This is a genomic window from Lactococcus sp. NH2-7C (genome assembly GCF_029953655.1).
Lineage (GTDB): Bacteria > Bacillota > Bacilli > Lactobacillales > Streptococcaceae > Lactococcus > Lactococcus lactis.
This window is the reverse complement of record NZ_CP124538.1, coordinates 1,504,791-1,524,326: the sequence shown is the minus strand read 5'-3', so window position 1 is coordinate 1,524,326 and position 19,536 is coordinate 1,504,791. Positions and strand designations below refer to the sequence as shown.

General features: G+C 35.0%; 20 protein-coding genes, 2 pseudogenes and 1 other annotated feature. Of the genes and pseudogenes, 14 read left to right on the top strand and 8 right to left on the bottom strand.

Translation table 11 applies throughout. The features are described from left to right. The first annotated feature begins 10 nt into the window (after positions 1 to 10). Both QJV49_RS07695 and QJV49_RS07690 read left to right on the top strand, forming a co-directional pair. Complete coding sequence (locus tag QJV49_RS07695) at positions 11 to 283, top strand: AlpA family transcriptional regulator (RefSeq protein ID WP_225512439.1); 273 nt, start codon at positions 11 to 13, stop codon at positions 281 to 283. Positions 284 to 294: 11 nt separating this feature from the next. Next, a pseudogene (locus QJV49_RS07690) lies at positions 295 to 729 on the top strand (hypothetical protein); the annotation flags it as partial. Between the two features lie 81 nt (positions 730 to 810). Here the strand turns inward: QJV49_RS07690 and QJV49_RS07685 are convergent. After that, entirely contained in the window at positions 811 to 873 is a 63-nt protein-coding gene (locus QJV49_RS07685; RefSeq protein WP_223804547.1) for a hypothetical protein, read from the bottom strand. 108 nt (positions 874 to 981) lie between these two features. Here QJV49_RS07685 and QJV49_RS07680 point away from each other — a divergent pair, with 108 nt between their 5' ends. Next, entirely contained in the window at positions 982 to 1,647 is a 666-nt protein-coding gene (locus QJV49_RS07680) for a site-specific integrase (RefSeq protein WP_225512483.1), read from the top strand. A gap of 203 nt (positions 1,648 to 1,850) precedes the next feature. Here QJV49_RS07680 and QJV49_RS07675 read toward each other — a convergent pair whose 3' ends face one another. From QJV49_RS07675 to QJV49_RS07655, 5 genes are all read right to left on the bottom strand, one after another. Further along, positions 1,851 to 2,441: a flavin reductase family protein gene (locus tag QJV49_RS07675; protein ID WP_225512440.1), complete on the bottom strand. Its 591-nt coding sequence runs from the start codon at positions 2,439 to 2,441 to the stop codon at positions 1,851 to 1,853. 10 nt (positions 2,442 to 2,451) lie between these two features. Then, complete coding sequence (locus QJV49_RS07670; protein ID WP_225512441.1) at positions 2,452 to 3,621, bottom strand: ring-cleaving dioxygenase; 1,170 nt, start codon at positions 3,619 to 3,621, stop codon at positions 2,452 to 2,454. A 50-nt stretch (positions 3,622 to 3,671) separates the two neighbouring features. After that, on the bottom strand, positions 3,672 to 4,292 hold the full coding sequence (locus tag QJV49_RS07665; RefSeq protein WP_225512442.1) for an alpha/beta hydrolase: 621 nt from the start codon (positions 4,290 to 4,292) through the stop codon (positions 3,672 to 3,674). A 30-nt stretch (positions 4,293 to 4,322) separates the two neighbouring features. After that, complete coding sequence (locus QJV49_RS07660) at positions 4,323 to 4,520, bottom strand: DUF4649 domain-containing protein (RefSeq protein ID WP_012896939.1); 198 nt, start codon at positions 4,518 to 4,520, stop codon at positions 4,323 to 4,325. 127 nt (positions 4,521 to 4,647) lie between these two features. Then, positions 4,648 to 5,115, bottom strand: coding sequence for a universal stress protein (locus QJV49_RS07655; RefSeq protein ID WP_010905090.1), 468 nt, complete (start codon positions 5,113 to 5,115; stop codon positions 4,648 to 4,650). A 400-nt stretch (positions 5,116 to 5,515) separates the two neighbouring features. Between QJV49_RS07655 and QJV49_RS07650 the strand changes: the two genes are divergently transcribed. From QJV49_RS07650 to plsX, 8 genes and pseudogenes are all read left to right on the top strand, one after another. Beyond that, positions 5,516 to 6,349: an SDR family NAD(P)-dependent oxidoreductase gene (locus QJV49_RS07650; RefSeq protein ID WP_225512443.1), complete on the top strand. Its 834-nt coding sequence runs from the start codon at positions 5,516 to 5,518 to the stop codon at positions 6,347 to 6,349. Positions 6,350 to 6,575: 226 nt separating this feature from the next. Beyond that, a pseudogene (locus QJV49_RS07645) lies at positions 6,576 to 7,856 on the top strand (O-acetylhomoserine aminocarboxypropyltransferase/cysteine synthase family protein). Between the two features lie 385 nt (positions 7,857 to 8,241). After that, entirely contained in the window at positions 8,242 to 9,057 is an 816-nt protein-coding gene (locus QJV49_RS07640; protein ID WP_225512444.1) for a hypothetical protein, read from the top strand. Then, a complete protein-coding gene (locus tag QJV49_RS07635) occupies positions 9,044 to 9,532 on the top strand; it encodes a hypothetical protein (protein WP_225512445.1) in 489 nt (162 codons plus the stop codon). Before QJV49_RS07640 ends, QJV49_RS07635 begins: the two co-directional genes overlap by 14 nt. 14 nt (positions 9,533 to 9,546) lie before the next feature. Beyond that, positions 9,547 to 9,750 (top strand): hypothetical protein, encoded by a 204-nt coding sequence (locus QJV49_RS07630; RefSeq protein ID WP_225512446.1) that lies wholly within the window; start codon positions 9,547 to 9,549, stop codon positions 9,748 to 9,750. A 313-nt stretch (positions 9,751 to 10,063) separates the two neighbouring features. Then, complete coding sequence (locus tag QJV49_RS07625; protein WP_225512447.1) at positions 10,064 to 11,701, top strand: ABC-F family ATP-binding cassette domain-containing protein; 1,638 nt, start codon at positions 10,064 to 10,066, stop codon at positions 11,699 to 11,701. Between the two features lie 125 nt (positions 11,702 to 11,826). Continuing rightward, a complete protein-coding gene (locus tag QJV49_RS07620) occupies positions 11,827 to 12,639 on the top strand; it encodes a Cof-type HAD-IIB family hydrolase (RefSeq protein ID WP_225512448.1) in 813 nt (270 codons plus the stop codon). 102 nt (positions 12,640 to 12,741) lie between these two features. Continuing rightward, positions 12,742 to 13,737 (top strand): phosphate acyltransferase PlsX, encoded by a 996-nt coding sequence (gene plsX, locus QJV49_RS07615; protein WP_225512449.1) that lies wholly within the window; start codon positions 12,742 to 12,744, stop codon positions 13,735 to 13,737. A gap of 466 nt (positions 13,738 to 14,203) precedes the next feature. Here plsX and QJV49_RS07610 read toward each other — a convergent pair whose 3' ends face one another. Then, a complete protein-coding gene (locus tag QJV49_RS07610; RefSeq protein WP_023163567.1) occupies positions 14,204 to 15,517 on the bottom strand; it encodes an APC family permease in 1,314 nt (437 codons plus the stop codon). 160 nt (positions 15,518 to 15,677) lie between these two features. Beyond that, entirely contained in the window at positions 15,678 to 16,115 is a 438-nt protein-coding gene (locus QJV49_RS07605; RefSeq protein ID WP_003132235.1) for an OsmC family protein, read from the bottom strand. Positions 16,116 to 16,277: 162 nt separating this feature from the next. Then, positions 16,278 to 16,512, top strand: a binding site (T-box leader). Positions 16,513 to 16,616: 104 nt separating this feature from the next. Here QJV49_RS07605 and trpS point away from each other — a divergent pair. The 3 genes from trpS to QJV49_RS07590 all read left to right on the top strand — a co-directional run bounded on the left by trpS (position 16,617) and on the right by QJV49_RS07590 (position 19,337). After that, positions 16,617 to 17,642, top strand: a complete 1,026-nt coding sequence (gene trpS, locus QJV49_RS07600) for a tryptophan--tRNA ligase (RefSeq protein WP_225512450.1) — start codon at positions 16,617 to 16,619, stop codon at positions 17,640 to 17,642. Between the two features lie 117 nt (positions 17,643 to 17,759). Further along, a complete protein-coding gene (locus tag QJV49_RS07595; protein ID WP_225512451.1) occupies positions 17,760 to 18,410 on the top strand; it encodes an HD domain-containing protein in 651 nt (216 codons plus the stop codon). An 81-nt stretch (positions 18,411 to 18,491) separates the two neighbouring features. Further along, positions 18,492 to 19,337: a glycerophosphodiester phosphodiesterase gene (locus tag QJV49_RS07590; protein ID WP_225512452.1), complete on the top strand. Its 846-nt coding sequence runs from the start codon at positions 18,492 to 18,494 to the stop codon at positions 19,335 to 19,337. Positions 19,338 to 19,536 lie beyond the last annotated feature (199 nt).

Genomic DNA, 19,536 nt, shown 5'->3' with positions numbered 1-19,536 from the left:
CGAAAAACTCATGATACAAACTGAGATTCCAAACACTGATCTCTCAATTCAAAATATCGAAAGACTCCTAAACTTACTCATTACACTTATTCAAGAAAAGAATAATAAAAGAGTATCATCAGAATTACTCACTCAAAAAGAACTACTTAAACAGCTAAACATTTCTCCTAACACGCTTAGAGCATGGGAAAATAGCGGTTTGAAACGGTTAGAACCTCCTATCGAGGGCACACGTTCGGTTTTTTACCTTCTAGATGATGTATTAAAATTCTTAGCGCACTAACCTACAAAAATATGGTAAAATTGGCTTATCTCAAAGAAGAGAGAAAGCCTTTTTTAGCCAATTTCGTAATTACCCAAAATCGAAAGCAGGCAATAATGAAAATAGAAAAAATTACTCATAACAACAAAAAAGTAATCAAGAAAACTAAAACTAACGGTGAGATTTCCTACTCTTTAAAAGGAGCTTATCTTGGCTTAGATAGCAAGACAGGAAAACAAGTTACGACTACAATTACGGCTCGAACCCTTAAAGCCCTTGATAGAAATCTGATACAAGCCAAATTAAACTTCGAAAAAAATGACTCAACAAAAAAAGAAAAGATTCAAGTCAAAAATTTTGAAGAGTTATCTGAACTTTGGTTTAATAGTTTTAAAAACTGGGTTAGTTCTGAAAACACCTTAAATCGAGTAAGAGGATATTTAGACACTTATATTATCCCTCAATTCGGAAAATACAAGCCTGATAAAATTTCATCTTCTGAGATTCAAGCTTGGGCTAATCAACTAGCTATAAATGCTCAAGGGGCTTTAGAAACAGGAAAAAAGCGTTCTGTCAAAGGAAAAACAAAAGATTTTGGTGCTATTATTCACAAATTAAGTGATATTTTTGATTTTGGAACAACTCATTTTGGGTTAAAAACAAATCCAGTACAGTCAATAAAAATCCCTCCAAAACCAAAATCAAATAGTAAACGTGTTATGGTGCTACATGATGAAGATTTAACAAAGTGGCTTAATTTTTTGGAATCATTACCCGATACTAGAGGCAATCGGCGCTTTAAAATTATTTGCGATACTTTACTCTGCTCTGGCTTAAGAATAAATGAACTATTAGCTCTAACTATCTCTGACCTAGATCTTGAAAGCTCTGAGATAACCGTAAATAAGACTCTTGTATGGAAAAACGGAAATAAAAAACTTCACATTAAAGGGGGCATTACATGTAAGTTGAGCACCAAAACTGACTCTGGTTTCCGACGTGTATCTGTTCCTTTAAACAGCTTACTTCGACTTAAGGCCTTTCATAAGGAAATGAACAGCTACTTTATAAAACATAGGCTACCTCAATCATCTTTGATTTTCCCAACTATTTATGGTAACTATATGTGCGACAGAAACGAAAGAGCTACGCTGAAAAAACGGTTAGAAAGTATCAACCTCCCAAATTACGGTTTTCATCTTTTCCGTCACACCCATGCATCAATTTTACTTAATGCTGGTGCAAACTGGAAAGAATTACAGGTCAGAATGGGGCATAAATCTATCTCAACTACAATGGATATCTATGCAGAACTTGCTCCAAAAAAGAAAGTTGAAGCTGTCAATATTTATCTTGATAAAATTTCATCTTTGAAACTTCTATAAAGACTCTCTACCTTTTTCTCTACCTCTCTCTAATTTATAAAAAACAAATCTCTCAAACCCTTGTAAAATCACTATCTAGAACGGCTAAAATTAAATATACTTCATCTTTAAAGAAGTTAAATAATAAAAATAGCCTTCGGGTTATTTTTTTATTTTTAAGGCAAACAAAAACTTACTGACCAATCATCAGTAAGTTTTTTTATTTATCTAGGTCGTAAAAGGCTGAATCGATTTCCTAAAGTACTGTAATCATCACCCGCCAAACGCCCAACTGGTTTGAGTTTATTTAGATTGACATGAAAGTTTTCCTCATCCAATAGTTCATCTGCAAAAGAGAAATTGACAACTTCAAGAAGAACTAAATGTCCACTCTCTCCTAAAGGTAAATGATGATACAATTTAGTTTCTAAACGAACATTTGACTCCTTTAAACTTGGAACTTGAACTTTCTGAGAAGGAACAAGTTCCAATGAAAATTCTTCCGCTTCACTAATATGCTCCGCTAATGGTGCTGCCGTTTGATTCATTAGCTCCACATTATCCTCATTCACAAGGTGAACCACTGCTTCTTTTGTCGTCAATAAATTATTCAAACTATCTTTATTTCCCGTAAACGAAATGGATAAAAGTGGTGGATTTGACGAAGCAACATTGAAAAAACTAAAGGGGGCCACATTAACTAGACCTTCGAGATTTTGACTGGTTACCCAAGCAATTGGGCGTGGAACAATACTGCCTGACAGAAGTTTATAGACTGTTTTTTCGTCGAGCTCATTTGCTTGATATGATTTCATCAGTTCTCCTTTATTGCACTGTTTCAGCCGGAGTTCCAGCTTTGTGTTCCAATACTTTTTCAACGGTCCATAGTTCATCTTTTGTACGGTCACAATGAGCATCTGAAGTATCTAATGGACGTAAACTTGCGGCAGTTCTGGCTTTTGTGGCTTCATCTCCTGGGAATAAATGAGGAGGTAAGCTCAAAGATAAACCTGATTCTTCCTTAGTTTGGTCAATCCAGAAACCAGAAGTGATCAAAGCCTCTTCATAAGAATCAACAGCTCCTAGACCTGATTTGGCCATGTCCAAAGCCCCAATTCCTGGCGTGTAAGTCGCAATTTCAAAGAGAACTCCTGGTGCTACTCTGACATATTCACTTGAGAAGTAGAAACGGTCAACCAAACCAGAATGTGGCAAACGGAAAGCCTTAATGCGTTCAATCCAATAGTTTAAAGTTTCAGGATTTGCTGTTCCTAGAGCTAAATGATGAATCGTACCATAACCTTGATAAGCGTAAGATTCTTTTTCACCGGCTTCTTGAAGAATCAAAGCCGCTCCATTTCCACCATTCGCCACTTCAAAAAGATGTAAATCATCTTCTTGACCAGCGTAACGGAAGCCAAAAACTGTTTCCAAAATGGTCCGAAGATTTTCGGCATTTTCAAGTTTTACAAAAACAGGGCCAAGTCCAGTAATTCCATGTTCTTGCGGAACATTAGAAAGTTGCCAAGAACGCCCCTTTGAAGCATCCCCACTATTATTTTGGTCAGAAATCAATTGGTACAATTGACCATCAAAATCTTCAAACTCTAAGGTTTTTTGACCAAATTTACTAGAAATTTCGCCATGTTTAACATGGGCATTGTCAAAACGACGAGTCCAATATTCTAAGGACGCATCTGTCGGTACACGAAATGAAGCACGTTCAATATTATTAACCCCATGATTTCCTTTAGGGATATCTTTGAAATCAAAGAAGGTCATATCAGCTCCATGCCCATCTTCTTCTGTGAAAAAGAGGTGATATGTTTCATAATCATCTTGATTGACTGTTAATTTTGCTAGACGTAGGCCCAAGATATTTGTGAAAAAATCATAGATTTTTTGAGCACTTGAGGTGATTGCTGTTACGTGGTGAACACCACCAAGAGTAAGATTTTCAGGTATTTTTGTTTCAATTTTTGTTAATTCAGCCATTTGTTTTCTCCTATTTAGTTACTTTGTACTGAAATTTTTTCAATACAAAATTATTTTGTTTCTGCAAGCCATTTTTTAGCGGCTAAAACTTCCTCTTGCGTCAATTGATGACCAAGTGAACTTTCATATATTTCAAGCTGACAGCCTGAATCTTCCAAATCACCTTTTAAATCACCAAAGTTTTTCTGAGGAACAATCATATCATTGGACGCATAACTTAGAAAGACATGCTTGTCATCAAGTTGAACAGTCTGTTCAAAGTCTTCCAATTGCATCCCATGAAAGGCAATAATTTTATCAAAATTTATTTTTCCTCTAAGAAACATATTCAAAGCTACATTTGCACCATTTGAATAACCGATAGCTATCATTTTATGGACGTCAAGGTCATGTTTTTCAGCCAACAAACTGACCTCATCCGTCAACCAGTCTGTTTCTTCATCTAAAGATTCAAGATCAAAATTTTCTTTAGTAAAACCACCTAAGCCTCGGAGTTTAAAATAACGATTGACTCCTTGCTCATTAATACGTCCACGAATTGACAAAATAGGATGTGAAGGAGCAATCATTTCAGCAATTTCTAATAATTGATGCTCATCTCCACCCGTGCTATGTAATAACAAAAGAGGTGCCAAATCTTTACGACCTGCCTTAAAAACATAATCTGTCATCTTTCCTCCTCCATTCACGATTTCAGATTCTTATTTACTAAGTTTGAAATACAAATCAGCAACATTTCCACTAAATTCTTCAACTTGTCCAGAAATTACAACTTCAAGAACTTTCGCTGAATCATCAATTGCCGGAATTTCACGATTTTGTAGTGTTACGAATTCATCTACACTAGCAAATTCTTTAGTCATTGTACGTCCATCAAGGGTTTTAAAAGTAACTTTCATTGTTCAATCCAACTTTCTCATTTCTATGTTTACAATTGTAAACGAAAAGAATTTCATTGTCAAGGAATTTATTTTTAAAATACAAAAAAACCAGCAAATACTTGCCGATTCTTGAAATCTATCTAATTTATTTGATGATTGTTACACTACAAGGTGCATGTTTAACCACGTAAACTGCTGTAGAGCCAAGCAACATTCGGTCAAGAGCGCCTTTTCCTGAAGAGCCCATCACAATCATATCAATTTCATGTTCTTTAGCGAAATCGACAATTTCATTTTTTGCCGAACCATCAACTCGAATTTCTTCAAACTTCACTTCATTATTGATAATTGCCAAAGCTTTGTCTAAAACTTCTTTAGCTTCATTATCTGCACTTTCTTCAAGTACGGGAACTGCTGGAACTACTGGAATAGCTGGTGCAGGAACCACAGGAACTGGGTTACCAGCTGCATAAATACTGTTTTTATCCGTCGCATGTAAAACGAATAATTGTGAGTTGTCTCTTTTAGCAAGGACAATAGCTTCTTTTAACGCTTCTTCTGCCTGCTCAGATCCATCAATTGCGACTAGGATTTTTTTATAATTTTTACTCATTGTAACCGTCCTCCTCACTACAATTTTACGTTATTTCAGAGAGCAAGTCCAATTAAACGCTGTACAATTTATTCTATAAACCATTTATAAAAAATCACTTTCTTACTAAGAAAGCTTCAAACTAGCATTATCACTCAATCATCAGGTCCTTATAGTTAGAATTGATTTATAGAAAAGGGATTCTAAAAATACAAAAACATTTTCTTTTTCATTTAAGTTTCATTTCAGCATTATAACGTATAATAGTTTCCATACTCCTAAATAAACTTTTTTCATAAATACTCCTAAAACTTCCGTTTACTCCGCGGAAGTTTTTTTAGCCTTTGATTTACTAAAGTGGTATAATTACTTTTAAAATCATGAAAACAAGATACAGACAAATTGAAAGGACTCTAAAGAGATGACACAAAAAATTGTTGCAATCACAGGTGCTTCAAATGGAATGGGATTTGAGGCAGCAGAACTTTTTGCCAAACGGGGTTGGAAAGTATACGCCGGTGCACGCCGCGTTGAAAAAATTCCACAATATGAAAACAACATCAAAGCACTAAAACTGGATGTTACTAGCTCTGAATCAAACCAAGCTTTTGTGAAAAAAATTTTAGATGAGGCAGGTCATATTGACGTCCTCATCAATAATGCAGGTTATGGCGAATACGGACCAGCCGAAGAAATCCCAATGGATAAAATTCGCAATCAGTTTGAAACCAACTTCTTTGGTGCGGTTGAATTAACTCAACTTGTCTTACCAACAATGAGAGCTCAAAATTATGGACGAATTGTTAATATTTCATCAATTGGTGGAGATGTCTATATGCCACTTGGTGCTTATTATCATGCTACAAAAGCCGCCCTTCAACAATGGTCTGACGTTTTGGACCTCGAAGTTGCCCAATTTGGTATCCGTTCAGTTTGTGTTCAACCTGGTGGAACTCAGTCAAGCTGGGGAAATATTGCTCTAGAAAATTCTAAAAAGAATATGAGTCCAAACTCTGCCTACCAACCTTTGGTAAATTCTGTTGCTTCAGGACTTGACCGTTTTATGAAAAATAGTGCTAAAGCTTCTGACTTAGCTGAAGTTTTTTATAAAGCTGCGACAGAGATTAAACCGAGCCTTCGATACCTCCACTCTTTCGGTGATAAATTTATGGTAAATGTTGCTCGTAGACATCCAAAAATCTTTCGTAAAGCTCTTCTTATTACAATGCGTTACTTTGAAAAACATAATCAATAAAAATACAACCTTGAGTTGTATTTTTTTTATTTCTACTTTTGAAAGTTCTATCATATCTATTAAAAAATTATATCGCTATAATTTTCTGAATTTCTTATAATTATAATAAGTTTTATAGCTAAAGGAGAAAGCTATGGTTCAAGAATTGCTGACGAATAATCAACGAATGTGATTAACGACTATTTTTTATACTAACTAAAATTTTCAAAAATAGGAGAAAAAAACTATGACTAATCACAATTATAAATTCGACACTTTGCAAGTCCATGCAGGACAAGTCCCTGATCCTGTCACAGGTTCACGCGCCGTTCCGCTCTATCAAACAACTTCTTTCGTTTTTAACAATTCAGACCATGCCGAAGCTCGTTTTGCTTTACAAGATCCTGGAGCTATTTATTCACGTTTATGAAATCCAACCAACGATGTTTTTGAAGCACGCATCGCAGCTCTTGAAGGTGGAAGTGCAGCCCTTGGTGTTGGTTCTGGCTCAGCAGCTATTACTTATGCCATCTTGAATATCGCTACAGTCGGTGATAATATTGTTTCCGCAAGTACCCTTTATGGTGGAACCTACCACCTTTTTTCTGGGACTTTACCAAAATATGGAATTACAACTAAATTTGTCAATCCAGATGACCCGAAGAATTTTGAAGAGGCGATTGATGAAAAAACCAAAGCTATTTATTATGAAACTTTGGGCAATCCGGGAAATAATGTGATTGATTATGATGCCATTGGTCAAATTGCTAAAAAACATGGAATTCCTGTCATTGTTGATGCAACGTTTACTACCCCTGTGGCCTTTAAACCATTTGAACATGGTGCTAATGTAATTGTTCATTCAGCAACGAAATTCATTGGTGGTCATGGTACTTCTATTGGTGGAGTCATCGTTGATGGCGGAAACTTTGATTGGGCAAATGGTAAGTTTCCTGATTTTACACAAGCTGATGAAAGCTACAACGGGATCAAATTTGCTGAATTGGGTGAAATTGCTTTTGTAACTCGGATTAGAGCTATTTTATTACGTGATACAGGTGCGGCTTTATCACCGTTTCATTCTTGGCTTTTCTTGCAAGGGCTAGAAACACTCTCACTCCGGGTAGAACGTCACATCTCCAATACTAAAAAGATTGTAGAATTTTTAGACAATCACCCTAAGGTGGAACTTGTTAACCACCCTTTGCTTGAAAGTAATGCTTATCATGCGCTCTATCAGAAATATTATCCAAAAGATGCCGGATCCATCTTTACCTTTGAACTCAAAGACAAAGATGAGAAAAAAGCACGTGATTTGATTGATCATCTCGAAATTTTCTCACTGCTAGCCAATGTTGGAGATACCAAATCATTGGCCATTCACCCTGCTTCGACTACTCACCAGCAGCTGAATGCCGAAGAACTTGCTAGTGCAGGAATTTCCAAAGGAACCATTCGTTTATCGGTTGGTATTGAAGATGTAACTGACTTGATTGCTGATTTAGAACAAGCATTAGAAAAAATATAAAAAGAATGAGCGGTAACCAGCCGCTCATTCTTTTGTTTAGGAGTAAACTTTATGAAAAATTTTATTGGAATAAGTATATTATAGTCACCCTGACTTAAGTAATGCTAAAACTAGGCTAAAATGAAACTTTTATTTTTACTGGTGTTCAAGTCACTCAACAATTTTTGAATTTAGTGGATACTTCTAACATTATGTAATATTTCCGTAGTGATAACACTACGGCTTTTTTGTTGTTGGACTTGATTTTTGGATTATAATGAAAGTATGAAAAAACAAAAGCGAGAACTTTACGTTCTCAAGTTACCCCCTCTCTCTGTCTAGTGAAATTTTCTCCCAATTTCATTGGACTTTTCTAAATCTTTAGCTATAAATCGGAGAAAATGTTATGAAAACGAAACAATATACACTCATACTTGCCACAATGTCCACACTTTTCTTGTTGACCGTTGCTGTAAGAGCAGATGAAGTATCTCCCGCCATTAATGTCACGTCTAGTGGAGATGTTAACTTAGTCATTCCAAATGATGCAGATAAAGTTATCACTAGTAAAGATAATCAAGTGAAATATCAGGTCAATGATGGAGTTTCAATCGATAACGCAGTAGATGGAACTGATTTGACGGCTCCTATCATAGTCGATAGCCAGATTATTTCTGAAAATAGAAATAGCACTTCTGGAGTAACCACTATTTCTGCAGATTTAAGTCAAGCTAAAGTTAAGAATTCAAAAAAAGTTAGTTTAAATTCTATTGGGATGAATAAGCTTTGGGAAACTGAGGTTTTTGCTGGCACAATTCCCCAAGTAACTACCCCAAAACCTGTATATGATGTTACTCTCGGTATAAAAGTTTCTTTAAAGTTAAAATGGACTATTGTTCAAAAAGGTACACAAGCAACAGCAACCTTAAATAATGTATCAGGAGGATATTCTGGAGATTCACAAATACTAGTAGATTCTTCCCACAAAATTTGGGTAAATGCTGGAGAACAGGATAGAGGAGGAAGCGTATATAGTCAAAAATTTTATCCTGGTTCTTCCAGAAGTTTTAGCTATAACTTAAGCTTAAAAACTATACCATATGCAGGTGGAACGGGTGGGTCTGCAAATTATTTAGCTCATTTAAAACGTGGTACAAAGAGTGCTTGGGATGTAAAAATTCAAGCATTTGCTTGGGGAGGAATTACTCATGATGACTGGTAACAAAAAAAGAAAGTTAGCCAAACTTTGGGAAATTTATCTTATTTTCATTTTATGGATTGCTGCAATGTTTCTACCAGCAACAATCAATCAATTAAAATTAAGTGCTAATTTTGATATAGCAAAGAGTCGTGAGAATTATTTTTACTATCTTTGCGTTCAAAAACCAGTAACTAGCGTAGTTTTATTTTTATTGCTTATTGGGATAGGTGTGTCTTGCCTACAAAAGTGGAAAATAAATATATTTTTCTCTTTTAGTTTTATGATAATCTACATTTATGACTTGTTTTTAGAAGTTATTTTAGGAAGAATATTTGTTGGTGTTTCATTAAAAACTGCATTATCCCCAGAAACATTTGTGGGACTTTGGCGAACGTTAGGATTGGGATTTTTTTTAACAAGTCTATTAGGTAGTTTATTTTCAATTCTACTGTTTATTTATGTTGTAAATATTTCTGTAGATACCAAAGAAAGTTAGGAGAAAGATAAAATATGAATAAAAACTATTTTATAGGAGCCTTAATTTTTTTAGCCATAACCTTATTAATTTGGGGAATAGGAATTCCCGCCACGCTTATCTTTAATCAGTTGGGATATTCTTCAAATGTTTTCATAACATTTATCGAATTTAATGGAATTGGTTTTGTGGCTTTAGCTATTTCAATTATTTTATTCATTAAAAATAGCGATAAATAAAAAAATGAGCGGTAACCAGACGCTCATTTTTTTGTTTAGGAGTAAACTTTATGAAAAATTTTATTGGAATAAGTATATTATAGTCACCTTGACTTAAGTAATGCTAAAATTACGCTAAATTGAAACTAAACTTCATCTTTTTGTAAGAACATGAATGAAAATCTTGTCAAGATTTATAAAAAAGTGGGCTTTATAAAGTCCAAGATTTATGATAAAATAAGGGCAGAATGCTTATTTTTGAGCACAAAAGTAGTCAAGCTACTTTATCGAAAAATATTTGAGAATTTTTCTCATCAATAAAAAAGGAAAATACATGCTTACAGTATCTGATATTTCATTACAATTCTCTGACCGCAAGCTTTTTGACGAAGTAAACATCAAGTTTACACCGGGAAACTGTTACGGTTTAATCGGTGCCAATGGTGCTGGTAAATCAACTTTCTTGAAAATCTTGGACGGTGAAATTCAACCAACAACAGGTCACATCTCAATGGGACCAAACGAACGCATGTCTGTTCTTCGTCAAAATCATTACGATTACGAAGACCAAACACCACTTGATGTCGTAATGATGGGGAACGAAAAACTTTTCGCCATTAATCAAGAAAAAAATGCCATTTACATGAATCCTGACGCGACAGATGATGACTTCATGAAAGCTGCCGAACTTGAAGCAGAATTTGGCGAAATGGGTGGTTATGAAGCCGAAGCTGACGCTGCTCGTCTTTTGCAAAACCTTGGCATTAAAACTGAACAACATACAGATTTAATGGCTAATTTGACTTCTGGCGAACACGTTAAAGTCCTTCTTGCTAAAGCGCTCTTTGGTAAACCTGATGTTCTTCTTCTTGATGAACCAACCAATGGACTTGATATTCAAGCGATTGCTTGGCTTGAAGAATTTTTGATTAATTTTGAAAATACCGTTATCGTTGTTTCCCATGACCGTCACTTCTTGAACAATGTTTGTACTTATATGGCTGACCTTGACTATGGTAAAATCAAACTTTACCCAGGGAACTATGATTTCTGGAAAGAGTCTTCTGAACTTGCCCTTCGCCTGCAAGGTGACCAAAACCGTAAGGCTGAAGAAAAAATTGCTGAGTTGAAAGAGTTTATCGCTCGTTTCTCTGCTAATGCGTCTAAGTCAAAACAAGCTACATCACGTAAGAAAATGCTTGATAAAATTGAAGTTGAAGAATTCGTTCCTTCATCACGCAAATATCCATTTGTTGGTTTTGAACAAGAACGCGAAATCGGTAATGATTTACTTCGTGTAGAAAATCTTTCAGTTGCGATTGAAGGAGAAATGATTATCGAAAACATTTCATTCATCTTAAATCCTGGTGATAAGACTGTATTTATTGGTCAAAACGATATTCAACAAACAACGTTACTTCGTGCTTTAATGGATGATGTGGAAGATAATTGGACCGTAACTGGCGATATTAAATGGGGAGTTACATCTTCTCGTTCATATCTTCCAAAAGATAATACCAAAGATTTTGATACAAGTGACTCTATTCTTGACTGGTTGCGTCAATTTGTATTGACAAAAGAGGAAGATGATAATACTTATCTTCGCGGTTTCCTTGGACGTATGCTATTCAAAGGTGAAGAATCTTTAAAAGCTGTCAATGTCCTCTCAGGGGGAGAAAAAGTTCGTGTCATGCTTTCTAAAATGATGCTTCAACGAGCTAATGTGCTTGTTCTTGATGACCCAACTAATCACTTAGACTTGGAATCGATTTCTGCACTTAATGATGGTTTGAAATCATTTAAAGGCTCAATCCTCTTTGCTTCACATGACCATGAATTCATTAATACCATTGCCAATCACATTGTTGTTCTTGGTAAATCTGGTGTCATTGACCGTATTGGTGAAACTTATGATGATTTCTTAGATAATGCGGAAGTACAAGAAAAAGTAAAAGCACTCTGGGCCGATTAAATTTATTATTATTTAGTTAGTTTACAGTGTTGTGTAAATCAAGTTTACAGTTCTGTCAGTAAAATTTACTGACAGAACTCATTTTCATCCACTGTTAGCGCTAACATTGGATTGGGGGAGAAGTCATGAATCAAAATTTAAAACTTTTTGCGACAGATATGGACGGAACTTTTCTGCGCAATGACCATTCGTATAATCACAAAAAACTTGCTGAAGTAATTAAAAAAATTCAAGATAAAAATCTTCTTTTTGCTGCTTCTTCTGGACGTTCTTTGCTGGGTTTGATTGAAGTTTTTTCAGAATATAAAGATCAAATGGCTTTTGTTGCTGAGAATGGTGGAGTTGTTGCTTATAAAGGAGAAATTCTCTTTGCAAAAGATTTGACTGTTGCTCAAACGCGAGAGTTAATTGATGACTTGCAAGAGATGCCGTTTAGCCCCAAAAATGATTATTTAATTTCTGGGCTTAAAGGTGCTTATTATCCTGAAGGTATTTCTAAAGAATATCTTGCTCATGCAAAGCTTTATTACCCTAACTGCCAACTTTATCATCGCTTAGATGAAATTGATGACAAATTGCTCAAGGTTACAACCAACTTCCCCGAAGACCATGTTCGTGACTGTGAACAATGGATTACAGACAGACTCTCTTTCGTAAGGGCAACGACAACTGGTTTTACTAGTATTGACATCTTGCCAAATGGTATTTCTAAAGCTTCTGGTTTGGCACATTTGTTGGCACATTTTAACTGGCTCCCTGAAAATTTAGCTGTTTTTGGTGACCAAATGAATGATTTGGAAATGTTTGAATACGCTGGTTCTTCTTTTGCTGTCAGTAATGCAGCACCTGAAATCCTTGAACTAGCTGATAAAGTCATTCTTTCAAATGACGAAGATGCTGTCCTGGTTGAGATTGAAAATATTTTGAATGAAGAATAATTTTATTCAATAGATTTCTCATTGTGAAAAAAAGTGACTATCTGGTCACTTTTTTTGTTATAATTTTAATGAGAGATTATTTGATTTGGAGAAAACAAAAATATGAAAATTGCAATTGATGCAATGGGAGGAGATTTTGCTCCCGAAAATATTGTCAAAGGTGTAAACTTGGCAAAGAAAGAACTTTCTGATGTTACCTTCCAACTCTACGGAGATGGGGCAAAAATTCGTCAGTTTTTAGACGATGAACCAAATATTGAAATTATTGAAACAACTGAAGTCATTGATTTTCATGATGATCCGGTTGCTGCCATTAAATCAAAAAAAGACAGTTCACTTGTCCGGGCTGTAACTGCTGTGAAAAAAGGGGAGGCTGATGCGGTCTTGTCTGCTGGCTCAACTGGTGCACTTTTAACTGCCGGTTTGCTTTTGGTTAAGAGAATTAAGCAAGTGTCACGACCAGCCTTGATGTCAACTTTACCGACAACTGATGGTCGCGGTTTTGATATGCTTGATTTGGGAGCAAATACTGAAAATACGGCCCATCACTTAGTTGATTTCGCCATTCTTGGTTCTTATTACGCTGAAAATGTTCGGGGGATTGAAAAACCACGAGTTGCTTTGATTTCTAATGGTGCAGAAGAATCTAAAGGTTCGCCAACTGTCAAAGAAGCGCACCAAATTTTGTCAGCTATGCCTGAAATCAATTTCATCGGAAATATTGAATCTCGTGATTTACTTTCAGGCGGGGCTGATGTTGTAGTAACCGATGGTTTCACGGGAAACGCCATTTTAAAAGCGATCGAAGGAACAGCAACTGTTCTCATGAAAGAAATAAAATCAGCCATCATGGCTGGTAGTGTCACCACTAAAATTGGTGGGGCTCTAATTAAAAAACCTTTGTCTGGACTTAAAGATTTGATGAGTACAGATGGAGCTGGTGGAGCTGCTTTTGTTGGTCTTAAAGCACCTGTTGTTAAAGCTCACGGAAATTCAAGTGAATTGGCGATTGCCTCTGCCTTGAAACAAATTCATAAAATGTTGGAATCAGATGTTTCTGGTAAATTAGTCGAACATTTTGAAAAAATGGACAAATAAAAAACTCGGGAAACCGAGTTTTTTATTGACAGAATTAAGCTGTCAGTATTTTTTTATCTACCATTTATACTTCGTACCGAAATAGTTAAAGATAATCATATCAGCAACTAAAATTATCATCATAAAATTATAAGGAGACTCTTTTTTCAAAAAAATAGAATAAATAAACAAAATTACAAAGAGTGGAATAAAAATCCAAGCCCAAAAAACTTTTTTCTGATAAAACTTTTCGGGTAATGGTTTTCTCGATTCATTTTTGTCCTTAATGAAAAAAACTAAAACTAATCCAATTATTTAAGCAGTAAAACTAGCATTTGTATTGAATGACTGGGGATGAATTGCAAAATTAGACCAATTATTAAAAAAATACTGCTCAACAACCAAAATGTATATTCTTTTTTTGTCATATTTTTCTCCTTATTTTACTGACAGCTTTCTTCAGTAAAATAAAATTTCTAAAAATTACTTACAAACGTTTAACAGTATTGACATCTGCTCCTTTTGACTTTTCTTGGTGTTCTTTGAGCCATTTTTCACGTTCATCATCATCTAATTTAACGACAAAATAAATCATAACAAGTAATATCAAGATTCCTAAACCTAAAATTAGGACGGATAAAGTAAAGCTTGTCAGTAAAACCAATGAAAAGAGAACCGAACCAATTCCAATCAAAAGGAATTTTTTCTTAATGTTAGCAAGTCCAGTTGATAAATATTGAACAAAACTCATAAAGACAGTCAGGCCACTCAGAAAAACATAATTTCCACTCAAAAAGAGAGCTATTCCACAAACTGTCGTCAAAATAATTGCCCAAGTGGGGGTTCCAAAGCGATTATTTTTAGAAACAAACATAGGCACATCTTCATGAGCCTGAGCCAAACTGGCTAAAATTGTTGGTGTATTAAAAGTGGTCGCAACAATAACACCAAAAATTGAAAAACATATTCCGACAACAAAGAGCGGAATTCCAATGCTACCCACGATTTTACTAAAAGCTGTTGCCGCAGGCACAAGTGTTTTAGTCAGTTCTGGCCCCAATGCCCCAATGGTAATGGTTTGAATAATCAGATAAACAGCTAAACAGGTTAACATGACAAGGGACATCATTTTTGGTAAATTTTTTGCTGGATTTTTCATTTTTTCAGCATTCACTGGTAGAAATGAAAAGCCGGTGAAGAAAAAGAACACAGTACCGTAAGCTGACAGAAATCCTTTAAAGCCACCTAAATTTGCCGACGAAGCTGTCAGTAAATTTGGACTTGAAAAATTAAGACCACGTACCAACCATAGACAAGTAAAAATAAAAACAAGAACTAAGACAATTTTCACAAAAGAAGTTAGATTGTCTAAACCAGCAATAATTGAACTCCCAAAATAAGAGATAATTCCTAAGGCCAAAATAATAATGATACCAATTAACCGACTATTAAGATTTGGAAGAATCATTTTCATTGCTGTCAGTAAAGCCGAAACCTCTGTAGCTAGTGTTACTGTACCTAGCAACCATGTCACCATTCCCACAATAAATCCTGGAAAACGCCCAAAAGTTTCTTTAGCATAAACAAAAGCTCCACCATTTTTTGAATAAATCTTACTCATGTTGGCATAAGCAAAAGCAATCACAAAAATCGATAAACCAGCACATAAAATAGCCAGTAAACTCCAAATTCCTGCATCTTCATAAATTTTGCCAGAAAGTAAGAAAATTCCTGAACCAATAATGGAATTTACACCCAACAAGAAAATAGCTGCTGGTGATAGTAATTTATTCTCTTTCATTGAAACCTCACTTATTTTAATTAAGTTAAGACTTTGTTAAATTTATTGTTAGTTAAATTATATCAGAAAGGCCTCATTTTTAGTCATTATTTCACCAGTATATGCAAAAAACTAAGCTATTCATCAATAACTTAGTTTTTATTTTATTCTATAAAATAGACTAGCCTAAAGTCGCTTCAAGTTCAATATCAACTCCTGACAGAGCCTTAGATACTGGACAGCTTTCCTTTACTACTTTGGCAATTTCTTGAAAATCAGCTTCAGAAAGTTCTGGTACCACTGAACGATTAGTCAATTTAATTTTTGTAATCGCTGGACCATCTGCTGTTGCTTCAAAAGTAACATCTGCCGTTGTGTCAATAGAAGTTGCTACCAAACCTTTTTGTCCTAAAACCATTGAGAAGGCCATACTAAAACAGGCTGCATGAGCAGCTCCCAAAAGTTCTTCTGGCGTTGTAATATGAGCTTGACTTTCTGAACGTGCTTTGAAATTATAGGGAGTTTCAGTAAAAATTTGTGAACTTTCAGCAGAAATTGTACCAAAACCATTTTCTAAAGTGTCCTCCCAGTGTGCTGATGCCGTAGAGATATTTTTCATTTTTTCCTCCTTAGTAGAACTGTGCAATTGCTTTATGAATTGAATACTTAAGTTTGTATTTGTAATTCTCTCTTATAATTTGAGTATATCTTTTTGCAATTGTGAATTCAAGCAAATTGATTTTCTCCTTTTTAAAGTTTGACAGTTCATTACAAAAAGTGTAAAATTTAAAACAACAAGAAAGTAGCTTTGATTTTGGAATCTTTAGGAAGTTGGTGGTTGTGCAAACCAACGTTTTCAGCAAAGTGAATGGGCTTGTGATTAACTAATAAATTTGATTTTAAAAAATAAAGAATCACGGTCGCTTCCGTTACAGAGCAACTTGTTTTTTGACAAGTTCTAAGAAAATCATTTGATTTTAAATTTACGGTGGCACCGCGCTCAAAGCGCCCGTAGGACCTTTTATAGTTCTATGGGTGCTTTTTTTATTTTTTATTTAGTGTAAACCAGTTTACACTTTTCAATAATCAATCTAATCCAAACACACATAAGGAGAACAAAATGACAAAACCAACTATTTTAACCGGAGACCGTCCAACAGGAAAACTTCACATTGGCCACTATGTAGGCTCTTTGCAAAATCGTGTCAAAATGCAAAATGAAGATAAATACAATATGTTTGTCTTTTTGGCTGACCAACAAGCCTTAACTGACCATGCAAAAGAACCCGAACTCATTCGTCAATCTGTTGGTGATGTTGCCCTTGATTACTTAGCAGCAGGACTTGACCCTGAAAAATCAACCATTTTCATTCAAAGTCAAATTCCTGAACTGGCTGAACTTTCAATGTATTATATGAATTTAGTTTCACTTGCCCGCCTTGAACGCAATCCTACGGTTAAAACAGAGATTGCACAAAAAGCTTTTGGTGAGTCAATCCCTGCTGGCTTTTTAGTCTATCCTGTTTCTCAAGCCGCTGACATTACTGCTTTCAAAGCCACTCACGTTCCTGTTGGAAATGACCAAAAACCAATGATTGAACAAACACGAGAAATTGTTCGCTCATTTAATAACGCTTATCATACAGACGTTTTAGTTGAACCAGAGGGAATTTACCCTGAAAATGAAGCCGCTGGTCGTTTGCCTGGACTTGACGGAAATGCCAAAATGTCTAAATCTCTTGGAAACGGAATTTTCCTTGCTGATGACATGGACACACTCAAGAAAAAAGTGATGTCAATGTATACTGACCCTGACCATATCAAAGTTGAAGATCCTGGTAAAATTGAAGGAAACATGGTTTTCCATTATCTTGACGTTTTTGGTAAAGATGAAGATGCGGAGCAAATTGCTGAAATGAAAGCCCAATATCAAGCGGGTGGTCTTGGTGATGTGAAAACTAAACGTTTCCTTCTTGATGTTCTTGACCGCGAACTTTCACCAATCCGTGAACGTCGTATTGAGTTTGCCCAAAACATGGACTACGTTTACGATATGCTTAAAGCAGGCTCAATTAAGGCCCAAGCTGTAGCTAGTCAAACTCTTGATGAAGTCAAGTCTGCTATGGGAATCAACTATTTCAAATAATTCATTTTCAAAATTTTACTTACTTAGCCTTACTAATCTTGAGGATTTACCAGTTTACACTATTTGGTTTTAGTTGACACTGGTGTAAACCCAAGTCATCTATTTTGGAGATTTAACTTGATTGATTTAACAAAAATTAAAAGATTTGCTCAAGAAATTCATGATAAAAATAATGATGGACATGGTTTTGACCATATTGAACGGGTCGTTGCTCTTGCTCAAAAAATTTTACTGACTGAGCCTTCAGCAAATCAAGAACTTGTCTTAGCAACTTGTTATTTACATGACACCTATGATGAAAAACTAACAAAGGATGTTCCTAAACAAAAAGCTAAAATTGCTCAATTTTTAAATGAGCTCAAAATTGATAAAAAGCTTATTGATGAACTTTTTATGATTATTGACAACATGAGTTTCTCAAGTAATTTAATCGAGAAAAAGACACTCTCTTTGAATGGACAAATTGTGCAAGATGCTGACCGTCTTGATGCAATGGGAGCTTGGGGAATTGTACGGACACTTGAATATGGTTGGGCAAAAAATCGAGTCTTTTATGACCCAAATTTGCCACCTTTAGATTACAGCTCTAAAGAAGACTATCATGACCAAAAAAACAACTCCACACTTAATCATTTTTATGAAAAATTATTTTTGTTAAAAGATTTATTAAATACAACCGAAGGAAAAAGACTAGGCGAAAAGCGTGATAAAATAATGCACCTTTTTGTCAGCCAAATTGAAGAAGAATACAAGGAAACTCATCTTTAATTTTACTGACAGACTCTCTATCAGTGCTTCTTTTATTACCTTGTCAGTAAAAATTATTCCCAAATGGAAAGGAAGTGACTAATGTTCGGCTTCACAAAAATAGTTTTTAAACTTCATAATTTTCTTGACAGAAATAAAATCAAAAAAAATTTGAAATTCAAGCCAAGCCTCACTTCTAAAACATTGGTTTTTGCTCATCGTGGTTCTAAATCGAACTGTCCAGAAAATACATTGGCCGCTTTTCATGAAGCTGTTCGTGTCCATGCTGATGGAATTGAGCTTGATGTCCACTTATCACTCGATAATGAATTAATTGTTATTCACGATGAGAAAATTGACCGGACAACAAATGGTAAAGGTCTTGTCAAAAATATGAATACTATAGATTTAAAGAAATTTGATGCTGGTTCTTGGTTCAATCCAAAATTTACTGACGAAAAAATTCCAACTTTGTCAGAGGTTTTAAAATTACTGACAGACCTGTCATTTACTGGTTATTTAAATATCGAAATTAAAACTGATAAATTTGACTATCCCGGAATTGAAAAAAAACTCTCAGACTTAATGACAGAAACTAAATGGCCTTTTAGCTATATTTATAGTTCGTTTAATTTCGATTCATTAAAAAAAATACACAATTTTGATTCAAAGGCTGAGGTTAATTATCTGACAAAAAATCTTTTAATCCTAAAAAGTCATTATAAAGGCAGCTCAACAGATTTTATTTCAGGAATTCATCCACGAAGAACATACGCCTTCAAGCACCCACTTCTTCTCAAAAGTTCAAAAAGACCCCTTCGTCTCTGGACAGTTAATCAAGAAACAGAAATACGACAAGCTTTTCAACATCATGTTGCTGGAATTATCACCGATTTTCCAGAACGTGCCCTCGAAATTCGTCGAGAAATCCAAGACCAGTCAAAATAGACTGGTCTTTTTTTCATCTGTCATAAATGATATCTATTTCACAAATTTTTGAGGGAAAAATCACATAGTACAGGAATTGTAAGCGTAAAGCATTTCTCTTTACATTTTGTTTCACAAAGGGTATAATTAAATCGTGCGTGTTATTTTGTCAAACTTGTTTGACAAAATAAGCACAAGGATTTGGAAGGGATGCATAAAC

What these genes read in the sequence shown, in the direction of transcription:
- QJV49_RS07695 (WP_225512439.1), top strand. Translation starts at nt 11, where the DNA reads ATGATACAAACTGAGATTCCAAACACTGATCTCTCAATTCAAAATATC.
- QJV49_RS07680 (WP_225512483.1), top strand. Translation starts at nt 982, where the DNA reads ATGGTGCTACATGATGAAGATTTAACAAAGTGGCTTAATTTTTTGGAA.
- QJV49_RS07675 (WP_225512440.1), bottom strand. Translation starts at nt 2,441, where the DNA reads ATGAAATCATATCAAGCAAATGAGCTCGACGAAAAAACAGTCTATAAA.
- QJV49_RS07670 (WP_225512441.1), bottom strand. Translation starts at nt 3,621, where the DNA reads ATGGCTGAATTAACAAAAATTGAAACAAAAATACCTGAAAATCTTACT.
- QJV49_RS07665 (WP_225512442.1), bottom strand. Translation starts at nt 4,292, where the DNA reads ATGACAGATTATGTTTTTAAGGCAGGTCGTAAAGATTTGGCACCTCTT.
- QJV49_RS07660 (WP_012896939.1), bottom strand. Translation starts at nt 4,520, where the DNA reads ATGAAAGTTACTTTTAAAACCCTTGATGGACGTACAATGACTAAAGAA.
- QJV49_RS07655 (WP_010905090.1), bottom strand. Translation starts at nt 5,115, where the DNA reads ATGAGTAAAAATTATAAAAAAATCCTAGTCGCAATTGATGGATCTGAG.
- QJV49_RS07650 (WP_225512443.1), top strand. Translation starts at nt 5,516, where the DNA reads ATGACACAAAAAATTGTTGCAATCACAGGTGCTTCAAATGGAATGGGA.
- QJV49_RS07640 (WP_225512444.1), top strand. Translation starts at nt 8,242, where the DNA reads ATGAAAACGAAACAATATACACTCATACTTGCCACAATGTCCACACTT.
- QJV49_RS07635 (WP_225512445.1), top strand. Translation starts at nt 9,044, where the DNA reads ATGATGACTGGTAACAAAAAAAGAAAGTTAGCCAAACTTTGGGAAATT.
- QJV49_RS07630 (WP_225512446.1), top strand. Translation starts at nt 9,547, where the DNA reads ATGAATAAAAACTATTTTATAGGAGCCTTAATTTTTTTAGCCATAACC.
- QJV49_RS07625 (WP_225512447.1), top strand. Translation starts at nt 10,064, where the DNA reads ATGCTTACAGTATCTGATATTTCATTACAATTCTCTGACCGCAAGCTT.
- QJV49_RS07620 (WP_225512448.1), top strand. Translation starts at nt 11,827, where the DNA reads ATGAATCAAAATTTAAAACTTTTTGCGACAGATATGGACGGAACTTTT.
- plsX (WP_225512449.1), top strand. Translation starts at nt 12,742, where the DNA reads ATGAAAATTGCAATTGATGCAATGGGAGGAGATTTTGCTCCCGAAAAT.
- QJV49_RS07610 (WP_023163567.1), bottom strand. Translation starts at nt 15,517, where the DNA reads ATGAAAGAGAATAAATTACTATCACCAGCAGCTATTTTCTTGTTGGGT.
- QJV49_RS07605 (WP_003132235.1), bottom strand. Translation starts at nt 16,115, where the DNA reads ATGAAAAATATCTCTACGGCATCAGCACACTGGGAGGACACTTTAGAA.
- trpS (WP_225512450.1), top strand. Translation starts at nt 16,617, where the DNA reads ATGACAAAACCAACTATTTTAACCGGAGACCGTCCAACAGGAAAACTT.
- QJV49_RS07590 (WP_225512452.1), top strand. Translation starts at nt 18,492, where the DNA reads ATGTTCGGCTTCACAAAAATAGTTTTTAAACTTCATAATTTTCTTGAC.